Source organism: Sphingomonas sp. GlSt437 (assembly GCF_048015635.2).
Taxonomy (GTDB): Bacteria; Pseudomonadota; Alphaproteobacteria; order Sphingomonadales; family Sphingomonadaceae; genus Sphingomonas.
Genome location: NZ_JBPGYA010000002.1, coordinates 612,884 through 633,693, shown reverse-complemented (window position 1 = coordinate 633,693; position 20,810 = coordinate 612,884). Strand labels below are relative to the sequence as shown.

16 protein-coding genes are annotated in these 20,810 nt (G+C 67.2%); 8 read left to right on the top strand and 8 right to left on the bottom strand.

What is annotated here, in order from left to right; translation table 11 throughout:
• The first annotated feature begins 17 nt into the window (after positions 1-17).
• Together thrC and ACLB0R_RS12495 are read left to right on the top strand one after the other, a co-directional pair.
• Positions 18-1,418 (top strand): threonine synthase, encoded by a 1,401-nt coding sequence (thrC, locus tag ACLB0R_RS12500; RefSeq protein ID WP_416643369.1) that lies wholly within the window; start codon positions 18-20, stop codon positions 1,416-1,418.
• Entirely contained in the window at positions 1,415-2,287 is an 873-nt protein-coding gene (locus tag ACLB0R_RS12495; protein ID WP_416643370.1) for a class I SAM-dependent methyltransferase, read from the top strand. Before thrC ends, ACLB0R_RS12495 begins: the two co-directional genes overlap by 4 nt.
• Here ACLB0R_RS12495 and ACLB0R_RS12490 read toward each other — a convergent pair.
• From ACLB0R_RS12490 to ACLB0R_RS12470, 5 genes are read right to left on the bottom strand one after another with little or no spacing between them, the layout of a single operon-like run.
• A complete protein-coding gene (locus tag ACLB0R_RS12490) occupies positions 2,277-4,556 on the bottom strand; it encodes a TonB-dependent receptor (protein WP_434953851.1) in 2,280 nt (759 codons plus the stop codon). The two genes, ACLB0R_RS12495 and ACLB0R_RS12490, sit on opposite strands and share 11 nt — an antisense overlap.
• Positions 4,557-4,572: 16 nt before the next feature.
• Positions 4,573-5,511 carry a FecR family protein gene (locus ACLB0R_RS12485; RefSeq protein WP_416643372.1) on the bottom strand — a complete coding sequence of 313 codons (939 nt, stop codon included), beginning with the start codon at positions 5,509-5,511 and terminating at the stop codon, positions 4,573-4,575.
• Entirely contained in the window at positions 5,498-6,019 is a 522-nt protein-coding gene (locus tag ACLB0R_RS12480) for an RNA polymerase sigma factor (protein WP_416643373.1), read from the bottom strand. Before ACLB0R_RS12480 ends, ACLB0R_RS12485 begins: the two co-directional genes overlap by 14 nt.
• Positions 6,020-6,043: 24 nt before the next feature.
• On the bottom strand, positions 6,044-6,850 hold the full coding sequence (locus ACLB0R_RS12475; protein ID WP_416643374.1) for a ChbG/HpnK family deacetylase: 807 nt from the start codon (positions 6,848-6,850) through the stop codon (positions 6,044-6,046).
• Positions 6,822-7,703, bottom strand: coding sequence for a glycosyltransferase (locus tag ACLB0R_RS12470; protein WP_416643375.1), 882 nt, complete (start codon positions 7,701-7,703; stop codon positions 6,822-6,824). Before ACLB0R_RS12470 ends, ACLB0R_RS12475 begins: the two co-directional genes overlap by 29 nt.
• A gap of 273 nt (positions 7,704-7,976) precedes the next feature.
• Between ACLB0R_RS12470 and ACLB0R_RS12465 the strand changes: the two genes are divergently transcribed.
• On the top strand, positions 7,977-9,476 hold the full coding sequence (locus tag ACLB0R_RS12465) for a CoA-acylating methylmalonate-semialdehyde dehydrogenase (protein ID WP_416643376.1): 1,500 nt from the start codon (positions 7,977-7,979) through the stop codon (positions 9,474-9,476).
• Between the two features lie 144 nt (positions 9,477-9,620).
• On the opposite strand, the gene ACLB0R_RS12460 is transcribed toward ACLB0R_RS12465, so the two are convergent.
• Positions 9,621-11,294 carry an alkaline phosphatase family protein gene (locus ACLB0R_RS12460; RefSeq protein ID WP_416643377.1) on the bottom strand — a complete coding sequence of 558 codons (1,674 nt, stop codon included), beginning with the start codon at positions 11,292-11,294 and terminating at the stop codon, positions 9,621-9,623.
• A gap of 71 nt (positions 11,295-11,365) precedes the next feature.
• Here ACLB0R_RS12460 and ACLB0R_RS12455 point away from each other — a divergent pair, with 71 nt between their 5' ends.
• The 4 genes from ACLB0R_RS12455 to ACLB0R_RS12440 all read left to right on the top strand — a co-directional run bounded on the left by ACLB0R_RS12455 (position 11,366) and on the right by ACLB0R_RS12440 (position 16,829).
• Positions 11,366-13,414, top strand: a complete 2,049-nt coding sequence (locus ACLB0R_RS12455; protein ID WP_416643378.1) for a protein-disulfide reductase DsbD family protein — start codon at positions 11,366-11,368, stop codon at positions 13,412-13,414.
• 70 nt (positions 13,415-13,484) lie between these two features.
• Complete coding sequence (locus ACLB0R_RS12450; protein WP_416643379.1) at positions 13,485-14,924, top strand: circularly permuted type 2 ATP-grasp protein; 1,440 nt, start codon at positions 13,485-13,487, stop codon at positions 14,922-14,924.
• A 157-nt stretch (positions 14,925-15,081) separates the two neighbouring features.
• Positions 15,082-16,017, top strand: a complete 936-nt coding sequence (locus ACLB0R_RS12445) for an alpha-E domain-containing protein (protein ID WP_416643380.1) — start codon at positions 15,082-15,084, stop codon at positions 16,015-16,017.
• The gene (locus tag ACLB0R_RS12440; protein WP_416643381.1) at positions 16,017-16,829 is read left to right on the top strand and encodes a transglutaminase family protein; all 813 of its coding nucleotides are present in this window, start codon (positions 16,017-16,019) and stop codon (positions 16,827-16,829) included. Before ACLB0R_RS12445 ends, ACLB0R_RS12440 begins: the two co-directional genes overlap by 1 nt.
• A gap of 8 nt (positions 16,830-16,837) precedes the next feature.
• Here ACLB0R_RS12440 and ACLB0R_RS12435 read toward each other — a convergent pair whose 3' ends face one another.
• A complete protein-coding gene (locus tag ACLB0R_RS12435; protein WP_416643382.1) occupies positions 16,838-17,620 on the bottom strand; it encodes an arginyltransferase in 783 nt (260 codons plus the stop codon).
• A gap of 186 nt (positions 17,621-17,806) precedes the next feature.
• Positions 17,807-19,066 carry a threonine ammonia-lyase gene (locus ACLB0R_RS12430; RefSeq protein WP_416643383.1) on the bottom strand — a complete coding sequence of 420 codons (1,260 nt, stop codon included), beginning with the start codon at positions 19,064-19,066 and terminating at the stop codon, positions 17,807-17,809.
• A 96-nt stretch (positions 19,067-19,162) separates the two neighbouring features.
• Here ACLB0R_RS12430 and ACLB0R_RS12425 point away from each other — a divergent pair, with 96 nt between their 5' ends.
• A complete protein-coding gene (locus ACLB0R_RS12425; RefSeq protein WP_416643384.1) occupies positions 19,163-20,809 on the top strand; it encodes an amidohydrolase in 1,647 nt (548 codons plus the stop codon).
• The last annotated feature ends 1 nt before the right edge of the window (position 20,810 follow it).

The window sequence follows — 20,810 nt, the reverse complement described above, 5'->3', positions numbered from 1 at the left end:
CTAAGCGCTCGGCCCCAATGGACTATGTCAGCACGCGGGGCGCAGCACCCCGGCTCGATTTCAAAGGGGTGACGCTCGCCGGACTGGCAAGCGACGGCGGCTTGTATGTGCCGAGCGCCTGGCCGCGCCTGACGGCGGACGAGATCGCCAAATTGCGCGGCCGTTCCTATGTCGAAACGGCGGTGCGCGTGATGGCGCCGTTCGTGGGCGATGCGCTGACGCGCGACGAGCTGACCGCTTTGTGCACGACCGCTTATGGTCGCTTCGCGCACGCAGCGGTGACGCCGCTGGTGCAGCTCGACCAACAGCACTGGCTGCTCGAACTGTTCCACGGCCCGACGCTCGCGTTCAAGGATGTCGCGCTGCAGCTGCTGGGGCTGTTGTTCGAGCGATTCCTGACGGGGAGCGCCGAGCCGCTCACCATCATCGGCGCGACGAGCGGCGACACCGGATCGGCCGCGATCGATGCGCTGGCCGGGCGTGCGGGCATCGACGTGTTCATGCTCCACCCCAAGGGCCGCGTGTCCGACGTGCAGCGCCGCCAAATGACGACGGTGCTCGCGCCCAACATCCACAATATCGCGATCGAGGGCAGCTTTGACGACGCGCAGGCGCTGGTGAAGGCGATGTTCGGCGATGCCGATTTTGCTGGCCGCTATCGGCTCGGCGCGGTCAATTCGATCAACTGGGCGCGGCTGATGGCGCAGGTGGTCTATTATTTCTATGCTGCCGTACGGCTGGGTGCGCCCGAGCGCGCGGTCGCATTCAGCGTGCCGACCGGCAATTTCGGCGACGTGTTTGCGGGCTATGTCGCCGCGCAAATGGGCCTGCCGGTCGCGCGGTTGATCGTTGCGACCAACGTCAACGACATCCTGGCGCGCGCGCTGGCCGATGGCGATTATTCGAGCCGGCAGGTCGTCGCGACCCCCAGCCCGTCGATGGACATCCAGGTGTCGAGCAATTTCGAGCGGCTGCTGTTCGATCTCAATGGCCGCGACGGCGCGGCGCTGGCGGCGCAGATGGCGGGGTTCGAGGCGACGCGGGCGATGCGGCTCACCAACGCCCAGCGCGACGGCGCGGCGGCGCTGTTCTCGGGCGATCGCGTCGACCTGGACGACATGACGCTAGCGATGCGCTGGGCGCATGAGGCGTGTGGTCAGATCGTCGATCCCCACAGCGCGATCGGGCTTGCGGCGGCGCGGCGCGCCGGACTGCCGAGCGATGTGCCGGTGGTCACGCTCGCCACCGCCCACCCGGCCAAATTCCCCGACGCGGTCGAGCGGTCGACGGGCGTGCGGCCGACCTTGCCCGCGCGGATGGGCGATCTGTTCGAGCGCGAGGAGCGCTATGCGACGCTGCCGGCGACGCTGGCGGCGGTCACGGGCTATATCGCCGAGCGGGCGACGCCCCGGCCGTGACGTTGCAGACGCTGATCGGTAAGCCCTGGGCCGATTACGGCCTGATCGACAGCGGCCATGGTCGCAAGCTGGAGCGCTACGGCCAATATCGCTTCATTCGCCCGGAAGCGCAGGCGCTCTGGGCACCCGCCAGCGCGGCATGGGCAGCTGATGGCGAGTTTGTCCCCGGCTCCGACGAGGAAGGCGGCGGCCGCTGGGTGTTCGATCGCCCAGTGCCGCGCGATGGCTGGCCGCTCGCCTGGGATGACGTGCGCTTCACCGCGCAGACCACGCCGTTCCGCCATCTCGGCTTTTTCCCGGACATGGCGCCGGTCTGGTCATGGATGCGCGGCCAGATCGCCGGCGCAACCGCCCCCGATTGCCTCAACCTGTTCGGCTATACCGGCGTCGGCACGCTCGCCCTTGCCGCAAAAGGCGCGCGGATGGTGCATGTCGATGCCTCGAAGAAGTCGGTTGAGGCGGCGCGCGGCAATGCGCAGCTTTCGGGGTTGGCCGATGCGCCCATCCGCTGGATCGTCGACGATTGCGCCAAATTCGTCGCCCGCGAGGTCCGGCGCGGCCGGCGCTACGACGGCATTTTGCTCGATCCACCCAAATATGGGCGAGGGCCTGAGGGGGAGGTGTGGAAGCTCGAAGAGCACCTGCCCGCGCTGATCGCCGATTGCCGGCGGTTGCTCGATGGCGAGTCGCGCTTCCTGTTCCTCACCGTTTATGCCGTCCGGCTGTCGGCGCTGGCGATCGAGGAATTGCTGCGCCAGGCGCTGGGCGATCTCGGCGGCACGGTCGAGGCGGGGGAACTCGTGGTGCGCGAGGAAGCACGCGGGCTGCTGCTCCCCACCGCCATCTGGGCGCGCTGGTCTAGAAGCTGATCTCGGCGCCCAAGCGGATGGTCAGCGGTCGCAAGGGCGTGAACTGGTTGCGCGCCGCCAGCATCAACGGATTGCCCAAGGCAAAGCGGTTGGCGTGGCTGTTGAGCAGATTGTCGCCGCTCAGGGTAATCGCCGCACGCCCGATCTCGTGCTTGAGCCGGGCGCCGAGCAAAACATAGGGGTCTTGCGAGATATCGAGCGTGTCGCCGGTGCCGAGCACGGCGCGGCCGACATAATGCGTGGTCACCGCGACTTCGGTCTTGGCCCAGCGATAACTCAGCGCCGCATCCCCCGAAACCGGCGGTACTTGCGCCAGTCGCCGGTTATTTTTGACGGACGTGTTGGCGATGGGGCCGCTGACATAATTGTCGGTGATAAGGATCGCGGTTTCGGCACGGAGCCCCGCAATAGGCTCCCAACTTGCGCTGATTTCCCCGCTCGCGATCGTTGCGTTGCCGAGCGTCGTGGTGAAGGGCTGGCCGCGCAAGCTGAACAAATCGGCCTGGATGTTGTCCCACCGGGAATAGGCGATCGCGCTGGAGAAATTGAACGGGTGCGCGCCGACATGATGATAGCGGATGCCGATTTCGCCCATCACGATCGAGTCGGGCTGGAACTCGGCGATGCGCCCCGCGCCCCGCGCCACCGCGAGACCGCCGGTACGGTACCCGGTTTGCGCCCGGCCATAGATCAACGTCTCGCTATTCAGTCGATAGCTGATCGCCAGCGTCGGGTCGAAGCGCTCGGTGCGTTGGCCGCCGAAAAAGGCGCTGCCCGGCTGGCGGACGCTCGGTGTCGCTTCGTTGCGCCCGATCGTGCCGCGCACGCCCAATGTTGCCGAAAGATGCGGCGTCAGGTTGCGCGTATATTCGCCGAAGACCGACGCGCTCTGCGCAACGTTGGTGACGCCGACAATTTCCGTGGAGGTTGTGGGGCTGGCGAGCGCGCGGTTCTGCTCACTCACATTGCGCAGCAGCACGGCGCCGACGACCCAGCTGCCATGCGCAATCTTGTGTGATAGGCGCGATTCGAGCGTTAGCAGCCGGCTGTCGATCTCGTTGAGATAGATTGTGCCGGCGGTGGCGATCGACGAGGCATCAAAGGTTTCGGATTGTCGCGTGCTGGCCCAGCCAAAGGCCGATGTCAGCTCCAGCCCATCCGACCAGCGGCGCACCAGCGTGGCATGGCCTTGCAGGAAACGGCCGGCAAAGGGCTGGGCCAGGCGCGATCGGCGCGTGAACGGCGGCGTGTTGAGCTGAACGTAACCGAGATCATCAGTGTTGATCTGCTGCCAGACGCCGCCGCCGGTCACTTCCCATCCCGTGCCCGGCGTGGCGCGCACTTCAAAACGGGCACCGGTGGTCGTGGTGGTGTTGACATCGTTGATCTTGCGCTGGCGGTCATCGATGAAGCCGCCTTCCCGCTCGCGATACGCCGTCACCCGCGTGGCAACGAGATCGCGGACGACCGGCAGGTTGACCGTCGCATCGCCATCATAACCGGGGGAGCCGCCGATCGTGTCGCTGACGCCGGCGCCAATGCGGGCCGATACGCGGGTCAGGTCGGGGGCGTTGGGCGTAATGCGAATGATGCCCCCGATCGCGCCGGACCCGTAAAGCGTGCCTTGCGGCCCTTCGAGCACTTCGACGCGAGCGACGTCGACCAGCTTCAGATCAGGGTCGGCGCCCGAATAAGTGAGCGGGACATCGCCGAAATAGAGGCTGACGGTCGATTGCGTTGCGCCGGTGAAGCTGCTGTCGGCAATGCCGCGCACGAACAGCTTGTTGCGGCCCGGCCCCAGCGCGGTCTGCTCAATCACCGGGATGGCCTGAGCGAGCGTGTCGCTGTCGGGCTCGCTGGTCTGGTAGCGGAGCGTGCTCGCCAAATCGACGACATGCGCGGTGGCGGGATAGGAGCGCAAGTCGATCCGCTGCTTGCTCGCGGTGACAACGATGTCGGGCCCATCGGTCGCCGGTCGGGGCCGGGGTGGGTCCATCGCGAGCGCCTTAGGCGCCGCGACGATCCGATAGCCGCTCCCGGCGCGCCGCGCGCGATATCCGGAGCCGGCAAGCAATTTGGCCAGCGCTTTGGCCGCCGACAATCGCCCGTCGAGCGCCGCCACGCGACGCTGGCTCAATCCCGGCTCGGTGCTGACGATATCGACGCCGAGCTCGCGTGAGAGCGTGCTGATCGCCCGATCGAGGGGGCCGGCCGGAATATGGACTTCGGTTTGGCCGCCCGCGCGCGCAACGGAGGGCAGCGCCGCCAACCCAATGGCAAAGCCGCTAGCGAGCGCCCTCTTCTGGCGCGATGACCCAGCCATCGCCATCAGGTTTCGCGACCGTCCCCGTCAATTCAGCGAATCGGGCCATGTCCCGCGCCGCGTCCCCAGTCAGTTTCACGTTGCCCGTGAAGCGCCTGCTCGACAAGTCCGGGGTAATATGCGCGTCGACGCCGTCGGCATGGCCCAGCGCTGCCACCGCGCTGCCGAACGGCACACCGACAAGGTCGAGATGGCCAAGCCGCCAGGCGCCCAGCTCCGCCGCGCTCGCCGGTTCGAACCGTGCTTCGGCATGCTTCTGGTCGATGGTCAGGCGGCGCCCGGCAGTGACGCGCCAGCCATTGCCGTCAGGGTCGACCTGCACTTCACCTTCGCTCACCGTCACGTCGAGGCCGGCGCGGGTAACGCTGATCTGGAACACTGTGCCAACGTCGCGGATAACATGGTCGCCAACGCGCACTTCAAAGGGATGCGCGGGATCGTGGCGGACCTTGAACAGCGCGGTGCCCGCGGCAAGCGTTGCCGTGCGGCCATCATCGCTCGCCATGCTCAGCCGGCTGCCCGGCGCGAGATCGATGTTCAATCCGCCGGCAAGCGCCAGCGTGCGCGGCGCACCGCCCGCGGCATAGAGCGTCGGCGGGGTCGCCGGGCGCGGCAGGCCGATCGTCAGCGCCAGCGCGGCCGCCGCCGCCAAGCCACCACCCATCACGCCCCAGCGCCGGCGCCGTCCCCAAACGGGACGCGCGACGGTGTCGGCTCGCCGCATTTCCGGCGCGATCGGCGCGGTGGTCGCATCGTCCAGGCACAGCCGATCATAAGCTTGCGCATGCGCCGGGTCGCGCTCCAGCCAGTCGGTGAAGGCCGACCAGCCAGCCGCATCGAGGTCGTTCTGGCGAACGTACCAGCTGATCGCGTCGCGCATCGTGGCGTCAGTCGTCGACATCGGACTCATCCTCCAGTCGCTCGAGTCTGGCATAAGCCCGTTGCAAAAGTTTTTCGACCGCGCTGACGCTGATCGACATGCGTCGCGCAATGTCGCGCTGCGCCAATCCTTCCAGCCGGAACAGCCGATAGGCCTCGCGCATCCGTTCGGGCATGGCGGCGATCGTGGCCTCTACATGCGTCAGCCAGTCGCGCGCGATTGCCGCACGTTCCGCGTCCGGGTGCTCGTGGCCCTGCGGCAACACCTCGTGCCACGCCGTCTCCAAGGCGCCGCGCCGCAGCCCCGATCGCCGCCGGTCGGTCGCCAGATTGTTGGCCATGCGGAACAGATAAGCGACCGGCTCCGCCACTGGCCCCGGTCGCGCGCTTTCCAGCCGCAGCCACAAATCCTGCAGCGCTTCCTCGGCATCCTCCTCGCCGCCCAGCCGCGCGCGCAACAGGCGCAGCAGCCGGGGCCGTTCCGCCAGAAACGTCCCCTGCAGCCCGGCAGTCACGCCGGGCGTCGGCATTGGCAAAAAGGCAGGCAAGAATCATCATGCCGAAAACACCAGTCCATGGTCAGCAGCCATGTCCCTAACGGCCAATCTCTTCAAGGCCTTCGCTTCGACGATGCGGGCAGCTGCAATTTCATCGCCGGCGACCTTGCCGGCGCCGGGATGGCACATCACCAGATGCGTCTTGCCGGGCGCGCGCAGGAAGGCCGGGAACAGCCGGGCATAATCGCCGCTGAAGCTGTAATGACCGGCAAAGCCCGCATTGAGGCTGAGGCCGTGGCGCGCGGCGGCCTTGGCGAGGCCGGCTGAATGGAGCGCGCTGCCGACGGCTTTCCAGCGATAGGGGCGGGCGGCGATACCCTGCGGACTATCCGTGCAATCGCGCAGCCAGGCCTTGGGGGCACGCCGCGCGGTTTCTGCCAGCACGCGAGCGCGAATGCCCGGCAGCAGATGCGCATGCTGGTGACCATCGACGAAATCGGGCACGCGGCCCAGCGCGGCTTCGAACCGATCGAATTGCGCGGCGACTTCGCCGGCCACCGCATCGAGCGGCACTTTCCCCAGCCGAGCGAGCCGCTGCAGCCGGTTGATGCCGGGCAAGCGACCATCGGCATCGACCAGCGCGCTGAGATCGGTCAGCGGCTTCTCGCCGGTCAGCGTCAAATGAAGGCCCAGTTGCACGCCCGGCCCGAGCAGGCGCAGCAGCTCGCTATCGGCGTCCCAGCCGGGCATCACCGCCATGCAACTGATCGCGTTGAGCCGCCCGTCGAGCGCCAGCTCGACGATCGTCTCGCTCACCCCGCGCGAGAAAGCGAAGTCATCCGAACACAGAATAAGCCGGCGCATCGCCGAAATCCTTTCGGATGGAGTCGGGCGCGGCGCCGCACACGCGCAGCGCTTCGCTGCCGAGCGCGCGGCGCTGCAGCCGGGGCGCGAGGAAGCGCTGGAAGAACCATTCGCCGTGCCAGCTGGCGGTGGCGTGGTAAGCGATGCGCTCGATCAGCGTCCACCGCGTCGAGCGGCGCTTGCGTTCGCGCGGCGCGGGCAGGCACCAGAGACCTTCGGCATGGCCCATGCGGCCATGGCGCAATACCCGATGGACGATCTCGTGATCCTCGAGCACCAGGTTCCAGCGCGTCGGGTCGAAACCGCCGGCCTGACGCAGCACCGCGGTGTCGAAGCATTGGCCCGCGCCACCGGTGTGGCATTGCCGCCCGAGCACCCGGGTCGACAAGTCGAGGCGACGATAAGCGCGGGCCTTGGCCTCGGCGCAATCGCCTTCGCCCAGGAAATAGGCGCTCGTCGCGACGCAGCCGTTGCGTGCCAGCAGCGCGCCCGCCGTGGCGAGATAATCGCGCGGATAGAAAGTATCGGCGTCGCACGTCGCGACCCAGCGCGTCGCCACCTGGCGCAGCCCGGCGGCGAGTGCGGCCACCTTGCCGCGCCGCATTTCGACGATCAGCCGATGCGGCACGCCGAGCTTGGCGGCGGCGTCGCGCGCAATCGCGCCGCTGCCATCGGTGCTGCCATTATCGACCAGGATCAGCTCGAACGGCACCGATTGATCGGCGAGGCTGGCGATGGTGCCGGCGATCCAGTCGGCTTCGTTGTGGAACGGGATGATCACCGACCATTCGAGCGCCGCAACGCCGGGCAGTGTGCGGTCAAATACATGGAATTGATCGAAATACTGATACACTATTGTCCCCCCGGACAAGTGCGGCATTGCCGCGTGCGACCTTACAGGGCCCGCTGCCCTGTCATGAGGAAGACGGCACCGGAGCGGGCGATCCGCACGGGGCGAGCGAAAAAATTTTAAAAATTATTAACCGAGTTGGGTCTGCGGGCGATCGACGACGCCGCGCGCCGTCTTCCGCGTCGGCCAAGGTTGATACGCGCGCCGAAATCTGCGTTTAGCGAGCGCATGATCCGGGCGACCCCAGCGCCCGATGCGGTAACGAAAGAGGATGCCATGCGACTGATCGATCATTTCATCGGCGGCGAAAGCGGCGCCGGCGGCGGCACGCGGCGCGGGTCGGTGTTCGATCCCAATTCGGGCGCGGTGCAGGCCGAAGTGGTGCTGGGCAATACCGCCGATCTCGATCGCGCCGTCCGCGCCGCGCTCGCGGCGCAACCCGGTTGGGCGGCGACCAACCCGCAGCGCCGCGCGCGCGTAATGTTCGAGTTCAAGCGGCTGGTCGAGGCGAATATCGACGAGCTGGCGCACCTGCTCTCGTCCGAGCATGGCAAGGTGATCGCCGACGCCAAGGGCGATGTGCAGCGCGGGCTCGACGTGATCGAATATGCCTGCGGCATTCCGCACGCGCTGAAGGGTGAGTATACGCAGGGCGCGGGGCCGGGGATCGACGTCTATTCGATGCGCCAGCCGCTCGGCATTGGCGCGGGCATCACCCCGTTCAACTTCCCGGCGATGATCCCGATGTGGATGTTCGGCGTCGCGATCGCCTGCGGCAATGCCTTCATCCTGAAGCCGTCCGAGCGCGACCCGTCGGTGCCGGTGCGGCTCGCCGAACTGATGCGTGAGGCAGGCGCGCCGGAAGGCATCCTCCAGGTCGTCCATGGCGACAAGGAAATGGTCGATGCGATCCTCGATCATCCCGCGATCAGCGCGGTCAGCTTTGTCGGCTCGTCGGATATCGCGCATTATGTCTATCGGCGCGGTGTCGATGCGGGCAAGCGCGTCCAGGCGATGGGCGGCGCCAAGAACCACGGCATCGTCATGCCCGATGCCGATCTCGACCAGGTGGTCAACGATCTCGCCGGTGCCGCGTTCGGCTCGGCGGGCGAGCGCTGCATGGCGCTGCCGGTGGTGGTGCCGGTCGGCGACAAGACGGCGGAGGCACTGCGCGAGAAGCTGTTGCCGGCGATCGGCGCGCTGCGCATCGGGGTCTCGACCGATCCCGACGCGCATTATGGCCCCGTCGTCACCGCCGCGCACAAGGCCAAGATCGAGCATTGGATCCAGACCGGCGTCGATGAAGGCGCCGAGCTTGTGGTCGATGGCCGTCGCTTCACGCTGCAGGGGCATGAAGGCGGCTTTTATGTCGGCCCGTCGCTGTTCGACCATGTTAGCCCCAAGATGCAGAGCTATAAGGAAGAGATTTTCGGGCCCGTCCTCCAGATCGTCCGCGCGCCCGATTTCGAAACCGCGCTGCGCCTGCCGAGCGAGCATCAATACGGTAACGGCGTCGCCATCTTCACCCGCAACGGCCATGCCGCGCGCGAGTTCGCGTCGCGCGTGCAGGTCGGTATGGTCGGCATTAACGTGCCGATCCCGGTGCCGGTCGCCTACCACACCTTTGGCGGTTGGAAGCGCAGCGCGTTCGGCGACATCAACCAGCACGGCCCCGAAGGCGTCCGCTTCTGGACGAAGATCAAGACAATCACCCAACGCTGGCCCGATGGCGCGCCCGATCAGGGGAACGCGTTCGTTATCCCGACGATGGGGTGAGGGCTGCCTGTTTAGGCGAAGCCACGCAAACCCACTGACAACTTGGTCGTCACCCCGGGCTTGACCCGGGGTCCAGCTTCTTTTTGCGGCAGTTAGGCAGCGGGACCCCGGCTCAAGGCCGGGGTGACGGTAGTGCTGGTCTTGTTAGCGCCCCCCGCACGTCCCGGTCGAAAGCCCGATATCCCGGCATTTCCCATCCAGCAGCGGCGCCGCAACCGGCAGGCCGATTGACGCTGCCAGCGTCGGCATGATGTCGACGGTCTCGATCGCCAGCGGTTCCTCGAAACCCGCCATGCCCTTGCGCCAGAACAGGATCGGCACGCGCCGGTCATAATCCCAGAAGCTGCCATGCGTCGCGACATAGCCCTTGGTCGGATCAGCGATCGGCGTGATGTTGGGCTTAAGCGCGACAACGATGTCGCCCGATCGCGGCGCATAATAGCTGGCCTTGGCGCGCTGGACGGGCAGCCATAAAGGCGGCGGCAAGGTGGGCCACGGCGCGGCGTCGATCTCGGCGCGGCTGAAGGCGAAAGCGACCTGCGGGTTGGCGCGATAGATGGCCAGCGCCTCCTTCAACACCGCCTCGCGCGTCTTGGGCGGCAGCTTGGGATCGATCCAGATGTCGCCCGACCCAGAGTCGCCATAAAGCAGCTGTCCGGTCAGGTGCAGCTTGGCGGCGACCGCATCGCTCACCGATTTGGTGGTGAAGCCGGGGTCGATCCGCGCCGCGTCGCTTAGCCCACGCTGGCGATGGCGTTCCGGAATGTCGTGGCCGCCATGGTCGGCGGTCAGCACCACTTCATAATCGAGGCCCAGCCGGTCGAGCACGGTGAAGAAATCGCCCATCGACTTGTCGAGCTCGGCGAGCTGCAGGCACATCTCGGCGCCTTCGGTGCCATAGGTGTGGCCGACATAATCGGTCGCCGAGGCGCCGATATCGATGATGTCGGTCGCCTCGCCCTTGCCGAGCTTCATGTCTTGGATCAGCCCCGCGGCGAGCGCGAAGGCGGCGCCGTCGATTTCGGGCGAGGCGCGGAATGCCTTGGCGTCGCCAGCGGCGCGCGCGAAGCGGCCCGTGCCCACAGACTTGCCGCTGCCGAGATCGACCGCGACATCATGCGCGGCGCAGAAATCGGGCAGGTCGAGCGGGCCTTGCGCGGTCGCGACTTCCGCTGCGACGGCCTGATTTGCCCGCGTAACGACGGCGGGCTCGGTGCGCCCGGCATAGGTGGTGAAATGCTTACCGTCCCACCACCACAGCTCATCGACATGGTGGCCGCCCATCATCACCGCCGCGCGATCCTTGCCCGAGACGGAGACGACGCGGCTGGCGGGGTTGGCGGCTTTCATCCGCTCGCCCAGCGTCGGCACGAGCAGGTGCTTGTCGCTGACCGTGTACGTCACCGAGTTGGAGCCCGGCACGCTTTCGTCTTCGGCGCAGTAGACCGTCTTGTCCTGGCGCGCGGTGTTGAGATCGACCCAGTTGTTGGCGATGATGCCGGTATGCGCGGGGCGGAAGCCGGTCAGGATCGTCGAGTGGCCCGGGCAGGTCTCGGTCGCGGCATGGCTCTGATAGCCCGACGGAAACACCGCGCCTTGCTGCAACCGCGCGAAGCCGCCGGTGAAGTGGCGGCGATATTCGGCGAACAGATCGGCGGAGAATTGATCGACCGAAATCACCACGATCAGCTTGGCCGGTGCCTTGCTGGCGGCGGGCGCGGGGGCAGCCGGCGCCAGCGCGTTCTGCCCGGCGAGCGCCACCGGCGTAACCAGCGCCAGCGTCGCGGCGAATAAGGCACCATAGAGCTTCACGGTCATTCTCCTTGGCGGCGGATTTTGGTTGCCAGAGCGGTATTGACGGGCCCCTAAGGACAAGACAAGCCAGCCCCATGCCCGCGCTACGTTTCATTCTGTTGACGATGCTGGCCGCTTTGGCAATCGCGCGCCCGGCGGCTGCGCAGGCGCCCGATCCCTATTCGCCCGGCCCGCATCTGGCGGTGCGGCTGGTCGCCGAGACGATGACGCCGGCGGCGGGGCAGGACGTGACGATCGCGTATGACGTGACGCCGCAGCCCGGCTGGCACGGCTATTGGCAGAACCCCGGCGATGCCGGCTTTCCGGCGAAGTTCACTTGGGACTTGCCGGCAGGCGTCACCGCCGACGCGCCGCGTTATCCGGTGCCAACGACACTGCTCATTTCCGGGCTGATGAACTATGTGTTCGAGCGGCACCATACGCTGCTCGTCCAGCTGCATGTGCCGGCCGGTTTGGCGGCGGGGACCAAGCTGCCGATCAAGCTCGCCAGCAAATATCTCGTCTGCACCAGCGAAATCTGCGTGCCCGAAAATGCCGATCTGTCGCTCGATCTGATTGTGGGGGATGGCGCGATCAGCCCCGCCTCGCGCTCGCAGTTCGATGCGTGGCGCCAGGCGCTGCCCAAGCCGCTCGGCGTCGCGGCGGCATACCAGCTCGACGGCAAGGCGGTGCGGCTCGGCATCCCTTATCCTGCGGCGGCGCCGTTGAAGGACGCCTACTTCTTCCCGCTCACCACCGGCGCGCTCGATTATGCCGCGCCGCAAAAGGTGGCGCGCGACGGTGACCGGCTGGTGATCGAGACCGGCGCGCATCACCCCAAGGGCGCGATCGAGGGCGTGCTGCGCATCGGTGATGGCGCGGGCCTGAGCGTCAGCGCGGCACCGGGCGCGGTGGCGCCGGCGGCAAACGAAAGCGCGCCGAGCGGCGACTGGATCAGCGCAACGCTGGTCGCGCTGGGTGGCGCGATCCTGGGGGGCCTCATCCTCAACATCATGCCCTGCGTCTTCCCGATCCTGAGCCTCAAGGCACTCAGCCTCGCCAAAGGATCGGTCAGCCCCGGCGCGGCGCGGTTGGAAGCGCTCGCTTATACCACTGGGGTGCTCGTGGTCATTGTCGGGCTGGGCGCGGCGATATTGGGCTTGCGCGCCGGCGGCGCGGCAGTCGGCTGGGCGTTCCAGTTGCAGGACCCGCGCACCATCGCGGTGCTGTTGCTGCTCGTGGCGGCGCTGGCGCTCAACCTCGCCGGCTTGTTCGAAATCCCGACGCCGAGCTTCGTCGATCGCGCGAGCGGCGCGACGAGCGCGTTTGCAACCGGCGCTCTCGCCGCGATCATCGCGACGCCATGCACCGGGCCGTTCATGGCGGCGGCGCTGGGCGCGGCGTTGGTGCTACCCTGGGGCGCGGCGCTGGCGGTGTTCGCCGGGTTGGGGCTGGGGCTCGCATTGCCGTTCCTGGCGATCGGGTTCGTGCCCGCTCTTCGCCGCGCGCTGCCCAAGCCCGGCGCGTGGATGGAGACGTTCCGGCTGATCCTCGCGATCCCGATGGCGCTGACCGGCGTGTGGCTCGCCTGGGTGCTGGGCGGCGAGGCGGGCGTCAATGGCATGGCGATCGGGCTGATCGGCATCGTGATGCTGGCCGCGGTGCTGCTCTTCATTGGTCGCCGGCAGCGGCAGGGGCTCAGCGCATCGTGGCTCGGCGTCTTGGGGCTGATCGCGGTCACCGCCGCGACGGCCGCTGCGATCGAGCCTGTCGCCAAAACCGCAGCGGCCACAACCGCGACCGCCGGCGCCGACCAGCCCTTTAGCGAAGCCGCACTCGCCGCCGCGCGCGCCAAGGGCCAGCCCGTCTTCGCGTATTTCACCGCCGATTGGTGCCTGACCTGCAAAGTCAATGAGCGCGTCGCGATCGATACCGATCAGGCGCGCCAGGCCTTTGCGCGCCACCATGTCGTTGTGCTGGTCGGCGACTGGACGAGCGGCGATCCCGCGCTCGGCCGCTTCATCCAGGCGCATAACCGCGCCGGCGTGCCGCTCTACCTTTATTACGCGCCCGGCGCGTCCGAACCGCAGGTGCTGCCGCAGTTGCTGACACCCTCGATGCTCGCGCAACTGGCGGGAGGATAGGCCGCCCCCCTTGTGCGTTGCAACAATCGTAGGCAGCATGGCGTTGCGATGACGGAGGTGTGACGGCCCGATGGCGCTGACCCGCGCATTCGATGAGATCAGAGGCGCGGGCGATGCCGTCAGGCCCGAACTAGCCGCGCTCGGCGCCTGGCTCGGCGAGACGGCCGAAGCCGATTTGAGGCGCCGGCAGCAATCCGCCGAAGCAACCTTCCGCCAGCTTGGCATTACCTTCGCGGTCTATGGCGACGAACGCGCGTCGGAACGGATCATCCCGTTCGACATCGTCCCGCGCGTGTTCCTGAAGCGCGAATGGGATCAATTGTCGGCCGGGCTTGTCCAGCGCGTGCAGGCGATCAACGCCTTTCTCGACGATATTTATGGCGACCGCAAAATCCTGCGCGACGGCATCCTCCCGCCTGATCTCATCTTCGGCAATCCGCAATTCCGGCCCGAAATCGCTGGGATGCGCCCGCCGCACGGGGTGTGGGCGCATATTTGCGGCATCGATCTGGTCCGCACCGGGCCGGGCGAGTTCTTCGTGCTCGAAGACAATGCGCGCACCCCCTCGGGCGTCTCCTACATGCTCGAAAATCGCGAGGCGATGATCCGGCTGTGCCCCGAGCTATTCCGCTCGCTGCGGGTGGCGGCGGTCGACAGCTATCCCGACAAGCTGCTCCAGACGATGCGCTCGGTCGCGCCCGCGTCGGCCGCGCCCAACCCGGTCTGCGTGGTGCTGACGCCGGGCCATTACAACTCGGCCTATTACGAGCACAGCTTCCTCGCCGATTCGATGGGCATCGAGCTGGTCGAGGCGGCCGATCTGATGGTCGATGACGATATCGTCTGGATGCGTACCATCGCCGGGCTGGTGCGCGTGGATGTGATTTATCGCCGCATCGATGATGATTTCATCGATCCGCTCGTCTTCCGCCCCGATTCGATGCTCGGCGTGCCGGGGCTGATCGCGGCTTATGCGGCGGGCAATGTCGCGCTGATCAACGCGCCGGGCAACGGCATTGCCGATGACAAGGCGATCTACAGCTATATGCCCGACATCGTCCGCTATTATTCGGGTGGCGAGGCGCTGCTGCCCAATGTCGAGACGTGGCGGTGCCGCGAGGTTCAAGCGCTGCAATACGTCCTCGATCACTTGCCCGATCTGGTCGTGAAGCTAGTGGATGGCTCGGGCGGCTATGGCATGCTGGTCGGCCCGACCGCGAGCAAGGCCGAGATCGAAGCGTTCCGCGCCGCGCTGATCGCCGAGCCGCATCGCTACATCGCCCAGCCGACGCTCGCCTTGTCGACGGTGCCGACGCTGACCGAGGCCGGCGTCGCCCCGCGCCACGTCGATTTCCGCCCGTTCGTGCTGACCGGCAAGGATGGGGTACAGGTCGTGCCGGGCGGGCTGACGCGGGTGGCGCTGAAGCAAGGCTCGCTGGTGGTGAATTCCAGCCAGGGCGGCGGCACCAAGGACAGTTTCGTCCTGCTCGACGACGGAGACGGGGCGTGAGAGCGGCAACCCACAAATCCTCCCCTGCAAGGGGAGGGGGACCATTCGCAAAGCGAATGGTGGAGGGGTATAAATCCCTGCGCTCGGCCCAATACCCCTCCACCACAGCGCTACGCGCTGCGGTCCCCCTCCCCTTGCAGGGGAGGATCTAGGGCGCATGCTTTCCCGCACCGCCTCGTGCCTCTACTGGCTCGGTCGCTATGTCGAGCGCGCCGATTTCGTCGCGCGGCTGGTCGAGGCGACGGTGCGGCTCGATGCGCTGTCGGCGCGGCCGGCGGGCGAAGCGGCCTGGGCGAGCGCGCTGGCGGTGACCGAGACCGAGCAGAGCTTCGCTGCGACCGGCAACGCGATGACGCAAAGCCATGTCGCGCGCTTCCTGACGCTCGATGCGGAGAATATCGGCTCGATCGTCCATTGCCTCGACATGGCGCGCAACAACGCCCGCGCGGTGCGCACCGCGCTCACTCGCGAGGCATGGACGTCGATCAACCGCGCCTGGCTGCTGTTCGACAATCGCGCCCGACCCGGCGGCACCGTCGCCACGCTCAACCTGGTCGAAGGGGTGAAGGCCGAGACGCGCGGCTTTGAAGGCGCGATCCATCGCATGTTGCGCAACCAGGCGAATGGCTTCATCCGCCTGGGCCAGTCGATCGAGCGCGCCGACAACACCGCGCGCCTGCTCGATGTGAAATACCATTTGCTGCTGCCCGAAGGCGAAGTTGTCGGCGGCGTCATCGATCGTGATCAGTGGACGACGATCCTGCAGACCGTTTCCGCCGTGACCGCCTATCGCTGGCTCTACAGCGACGGGCTCACGCCGGCGAACGTCATCGACCTGCTGTTGTGCCGGCCGGAAATGCCGCGCTCGCTGGCCGGCGCGGCGGAGGAAACCGTCGAGATCATGAACGTGCTCGCCCGCCAATCGGGCTTTCAGGGCGAGGCGGATCGGCTGGTGCGCGCGCGCCTCTCCCGCATGCACCGAATCAAATCGAAGGACGTGATCGCCACCGGGCTGCACGAATTCCTCCAACGCTTCATCGCCGATAATGACGAGCTGAGCCACGCCATCGGCCGGCAGTTCAGGTTTATCTGATGCGCTTGGCCGTCGATCATCGCACCGTCTATCGCTTCACCGAGCCGCAGGCGCGCGTCGTCCAGCTGTTGCGGTTGACCCCTGCCGACACCGACCAGCAGACGATTGCCGACTGGCGCATTCTCGTCGGCTGCGATGCGCGGTTGCGCCCGGCGCGCGACGGCTTCGGCAATGTCGCGACGATGCTTTATGCCGAAGGCCCGCTCGATCACATCGAAATTGCGGTGACCGGCGAAGTGCTGACCGTGCCCGGCTCCGGCATCGTATCGGGGGCGGTCGAGCCGTTTCCGCCGCTGCTCTACACGCGCACGACGCCGCTGACCGAGGGTGATGCCGACATCGCCGCCTTCGCGCATCAGGCGGCTGTGGGCCATGCCGCGCTGGATCGGCTGCACGCGCTCAACCGCGCGATCCATGATCGCTTTCCGCTCGATGGCGGTCGCCCCGTTGCCGGCCGCACCGCGCGCGCGACGTTCGATACCGGGCACGCGACCGCGCGCGACCTTGCCCATTTGTTCATTGCCGCCGCCCATGCGCTCGGCCAGCCCGCGCGCTATGTGTCGGGCTACAGCCTGATCGCGGCGCGCGGCGAGACGCAGCCGACGCCGCATGGCTGGGCGGAAGCGTGGGTGGAGGGGCTCGGCTGGGTCGGCTTCGATCCCGGCTTGGGGCTGTGCGCCGCCGAGGAATATGTCCGCGTCGCGATCGGCCTCGACGCGGCGGGCGCAGCGCCCGTCGCGGGATCGCGGCTCGGCGATGGTGCGGAACGGCTGGAAGTCGGCGTTACCGTCGACGCGGTGCGCGAAGACTAACGCCGGGCTCAGACCAGCTCAGCCTCCAGCGCCGGAAAACGCGTCGGTAGGACGGCATCGTCATCAAGCAGCGACCAGCCCTTCGGCCCGAGCACTTCGATCGGCCGATAGCGCGTCTTGTACGCCATCCGTGGCGAGCCCTTCACCCAATAGCCGAGATAGACATAGGGCAGCGCCGCCTGCCGCGCGCGCTGGATGTGATCCATGATGATGTAGTTGCCGAGGCCCGGGCGCGTGGGATGATCGGCATCGAAGAAGCTGTAGATCATCGACAAGCCGTCGGCCTGCTGGTCGGTCAGGCACGCGCCGACGAGCCGGCCGCGGCCGCCATCGGTCGCCGGCTCGCGATATTCGATAATGTAGCTGCGCACCGGGCTCTGCTCGACCATGTCGGCATAATCGTTCTCGTCCATGCCCGCCATGCCGCCGCCGGGATGCCGCGAGGCGAGGTAGCGGCGGAGCAGATCGAACTGCTCCTGCGTTGCCCAAGGCCGGCAGGCAGTGACCTCGAGATCGGCATGGCGCCGCATGACTTTGCGCTGGGTGGCGTTGGGCGCGAAGCCGCTGGCGACAACGCGGACCGACACGCACGCCGAACAGCCCGCGCAGCTCGGCCGATAGGCGACCGACTGGCTGCGGCGGAAACCGATGCGGCCCAGCGCATCGTTCAACTCGCCCGCGTGCGCGCCGGACAGTTCGGTAAAGACCTTCCGCTCGGTCTGCCCCGGCAGATAGGGGCAAGGCGCAGGGCTGGTGACGAAAAAGCGCGGAAAGCGAAATGGTGCGGTCACCGGCCTTGCTCCACCCTTCAGCCCCGGCGCGAGTCCTGCGCTCGCGTCACCAGGGTATTTATGCAGACGGCGCGAATGATGAAAAGCGTGTTTACCAAGAAAGAGGGTTAATCACCGCCGCTCGCCTACCCAGCTTGATTGATCGAGGCGGCGGTTGTGCCGAAATGGCGCGGGGCGCGCGACCGTTCACGCCAGCTCGACCAGCCCGACCTCATATTGCGCATCGCGAAGCGCGGCGATTAGCCGGTCGAGATGCGCCTTGTCGCGCGTCTCGCACTCGATGTCGGTGATCAGGCCCTTGGCCGGCAGCGAGGTGAACACGCGCTGGTGATAGACCTCGATGATGTTGACGCGCTGCTGCTCGAAAATCCGCGCAACGTTGAACAGCGCGCCGGGCTGATCCTGCAAGCGAATGCGCAGCCGCGCCAGCCGGCCGGAGCGCGCCAGATCGCGCAGCAGCACATTCGCCAGCAACCGCGTGTCGATATTGCCGCCGCACAGCACGATGCCGACGGTGCGACCGGCAAAACGCTCCGGGTGCTGGATCAGCGCGGCCAGGCCCGCCGCACCGGCGCCCTCGACCACCGTCTTCTCGATCTGGAGCAGCAGGCTGACTGCTTCCTCCAGGCTGCGCTCGCTGACCAGCAGGATCTCGTCGACCAGCGCGCGGACCATCGCGCTGGTGATCGCCCCCGGCTCCTTGACCGCGATGCCCTCGGCAAGCGTGTCGCCCGCGCATGGCATGTCGGTGTGGTTGATGCGGTTGTACATCGAGGGGAAGAGCTCGGCCTCGACGCCGATTACCTCGATATGGTGCCCCGTCTCCGCTTCATACGCGCGCGCCACGGTCGCCATGCCCGAGATGAGCCCGCCACCGCCGATCGGCGTCACGAAGGTGTCGATCGCCGGCACATCCTCGAGCATCTCGATCGCCGTCGTGCCCTGCCCGGCGATGACGCGCGGATCGTCGAACGGGTGGACGAAGGTCAGGTCGCGCTCGGCTTCCAGCTCGCGGGCATGGGCATAGGCCGCGTCGAACGTATCGCCATGCAGCACCACCGTCGCGCCATGGCCTTCGGTCTGCGTTACCTTCACGATCGGCGTGTTGGTCGGCATCACGATCGTCGCCGGAATGCCGAGCCGCTGGGCGTGATAAGCCAGCCCCTGCGCGTGATTGCCGGCGGACGCAGCGATGACACCGGCCGTCTGCGGGTTGAGCTGGAGCAACGTGTTGAGCGCGCCGCGCTCCTTATAGGCGGCGGTAAACTGCAGATTCTCGAACTTCAGATACACCGTCGCGCCGGTCAGCTGCGACAGGGTGCGCGAGATGAGCGTCGGCGTCCGCACCACGGCGCCGGCGATGCGGGCATGCGCGGCGCGGACATCGTCGATCGACACCGGCAGATCGTCGGCAGGGCGGGCGGCGGAAAGCGGTTCACTAGCCATGGGTCAAGCCGCCTAGACCATCTGGCGCCTGCGGGAAACAGCGCTTATGCCACGCTCGTCAAAAGCACCGCTTTGCCGTTCCTTGGGGGCTCAACCATGTTCCGTTCGTTGATCGCCGCGCTCGCGCTTCTGCTTCCCATGCCCGCGCTGGCCGATGCGCTGATCGACAATGTCAACGGCGTCACCCTCGACGAGCAGGGTCGGCAAGTGCGCTTCACCGGCATATTGATGACCAAGGACGGCGTCGTCACACGCCTGCTGAAGGATGGCGAGAAGCGGCCCGACCGGCTCGATTGGCGCACCGACATGAAAGGCAAGGTCGTGCTGCCCGGTTTCGTCGATGGGCACGGCCATGTCATGGAACTCGGCATCCGCGCTTATGAGCTGGACCTCTCGGGCGCCAAGTCGCTCGATGAAGCGCTGGCGATGATCAAGGCCTATGCCGCCGCCAATCCCGACCGCAAATGGATCACCGGTGGCGGCTGGAACCAGGAGCAATGGCACCTCGGCCGCTTCCCCACCGCTGCCGAACTCGATGCGGTGGTGCCCGATCGCCCGGTGTGGCTGGCGCGGGTCGACAGCCATGCCGGCTGGGCGAACAGCGCGGCGATGCGGCTGGCGGGCGTCACCGCCAAGACGGCAGCACCGGCGGGCGGCCAGATCATCCGCGGCGCCGCAGCCGCGCCATCGGGCATCTTCGTCGATGCGGCGCGCGCGCTCATCACCAAGGCGGTGCCCGAGCCCAACCAGCGCGACCGCAACGCCGCGTTCCTGAAAGCGCAAGAGATTCTGCTTTCCTACGGCGTCACCGCGACCAGCGACATGGGCACCAGCCTGGACGACTGGATGCTCTATCGGCGGATGGGCGATATCGGCCAGCTGCGCGTGCGCATCATCAGCTATGGGCTGGGGGTGGAGACCGCGGTGCGCATCGGCGGCACCGGGCCGACGCCGTGGCTCTACGCCGATCATCTCCGGCTGTCGGGCGTGAAGCTCTATGCCGATGGTGCCTTGGGCTCGCGCGGCGCGTGGCTGAAAGCGCCCTATAGCGATGCGCCCGGGCAGTCGGGGCAGGGCTTCATGTCGGACGACGTGATCCGCAACCTGATGAGCCGCGCCGCGCTCGACCATCTCCAGGTCGCCGTCCACGCGATCGGCGACAAGGCCAATGCGCAAGTGCTGAGCGCGATCGAATCGATGACCGACACCTATACCGGCGACCGGCGCTGGCGGATCGAGCACGCCCAGATCGTCGATCCCGCTGATCTGTCGCGTTTCGGCCAGCACGGCATCATCGCCTCGATGCAGCCGGTGCATGAAACGAGCGACCGGCAGATGGCGGAAGCGCGGCTGGGGCAGGCGCGGCTGGCGGGCAGCTATGCCTGGGCGTCGATGCTCAAGAACGGCGCGCACTTGGCGTTCGGCACCGATTATCCGGTCGAAAGCCCCAATCCCTTCATGGGCTGGGCCGCAGGCTTCACCCGCCAAGGACCGGACGGCGAGCCCGCGGGCGGCTGGCAACCGCAGGAAAAGCTCGATTTCTTCCAGGCGTGGTACGCCTACACCCAGGGCGCGGCTTATGCGGGCTTTGCCGAGGACAAGTTCGGCCGCCTCGCGGTCGGCCAACGCGCCGACTTCATCATCGTCGACCGCGATCCCACGCAAGTGACGCCCGAGGATTTGCGCAAGACGCAGGTGCTGGAGACTTGGGTGGGCGGCGAGCAGGTTTGGGTGCGGAAATAGC

Coding starts and splice junctions, on each gene's coding strand:
- ACLB0R_RS12480 (WP_416643373.1), bottom strand. CDS start 6,019: ATGCCGACGCCCGGCGTGACTGCCGGGCTGCAGGGGACGTTTCTGGCG.
- ACLB0R_RS12475 (WP_416643374.1), bottom strand. CDS start 6,850: ATGCGCCGGCTTATTCTGTGTTCGGATGACTTCGCTTTCTCGCGCGGG.
- ACLB0R_RS12455 (WP_416643378.1), top strand. CDS start 11,366: ATGCCCGCGCTACGTTTCATTCTGTTGACGATGCTGGCCGCTTTGGCA.
- ACLB0R_RS12465 (WP_416643376.1), top strand. CDS start 7,977: ATGCGACTGATCGATCATTTCATCGGCGGCGAAAGCGGCGCCGGCGGC.
- ACLB0R_RS12440 (WP_416643381.1), top strand. CDS start 16,017: ATGCGCTTGGCCGTCGATCATCGCACCGTCTATCGCTTCACCGAGCCG.
- ACLB0R_RS12425 (WP_416643384.1), top strand. CDS start 19,163: ATGTTCCGTTCGTTGATCGCCGCGCTCGCGCTTCTGCTTCCCATGCCC.
- ACLB0R_RS12460 (WP_416643377.1), bottom strand. CDS start 11,294: ATGACCGTGAAGCTCTATGGTGCCTTATTCGCCGCGACGCTGGCGCTG.
- ACLB0R_RS12445 (WP_416643380.1), top strand. CDS start 15,082: ATGCTTTCCCGCACCGCCTCGTGCCTCTACTGGCTCGGTCGCTATGTC.
- thrC (WP_416643369.1), top strand. CDS start 18: ATGGACTATGTCAGCACGCGGGGCGCAGCACCCCGGCTCGATTTCAAA.
- ACLB0R_RS12485 (WP_416643372.1), bottom strand. CDS start 5,511: ATGTCGACGACTGACGCCACGATGCGCGACGCGATCAGCTGGTACGTT.
- ACLB0R_RS12450 (WP_416643379.1), top strand. CDS start 13,485: ATGGCGCTGACCCGCGCATTCGATGAGATCAGAGGCGCGGGCGATGCC.
- ACLB0R_RS12430 (WP_416643383.1), bottom strand. CDS start 19,066: ATGGCTAGTGAACCGCTTTCCGCCGCCCGCCCTGCCGACGATCTGCCG.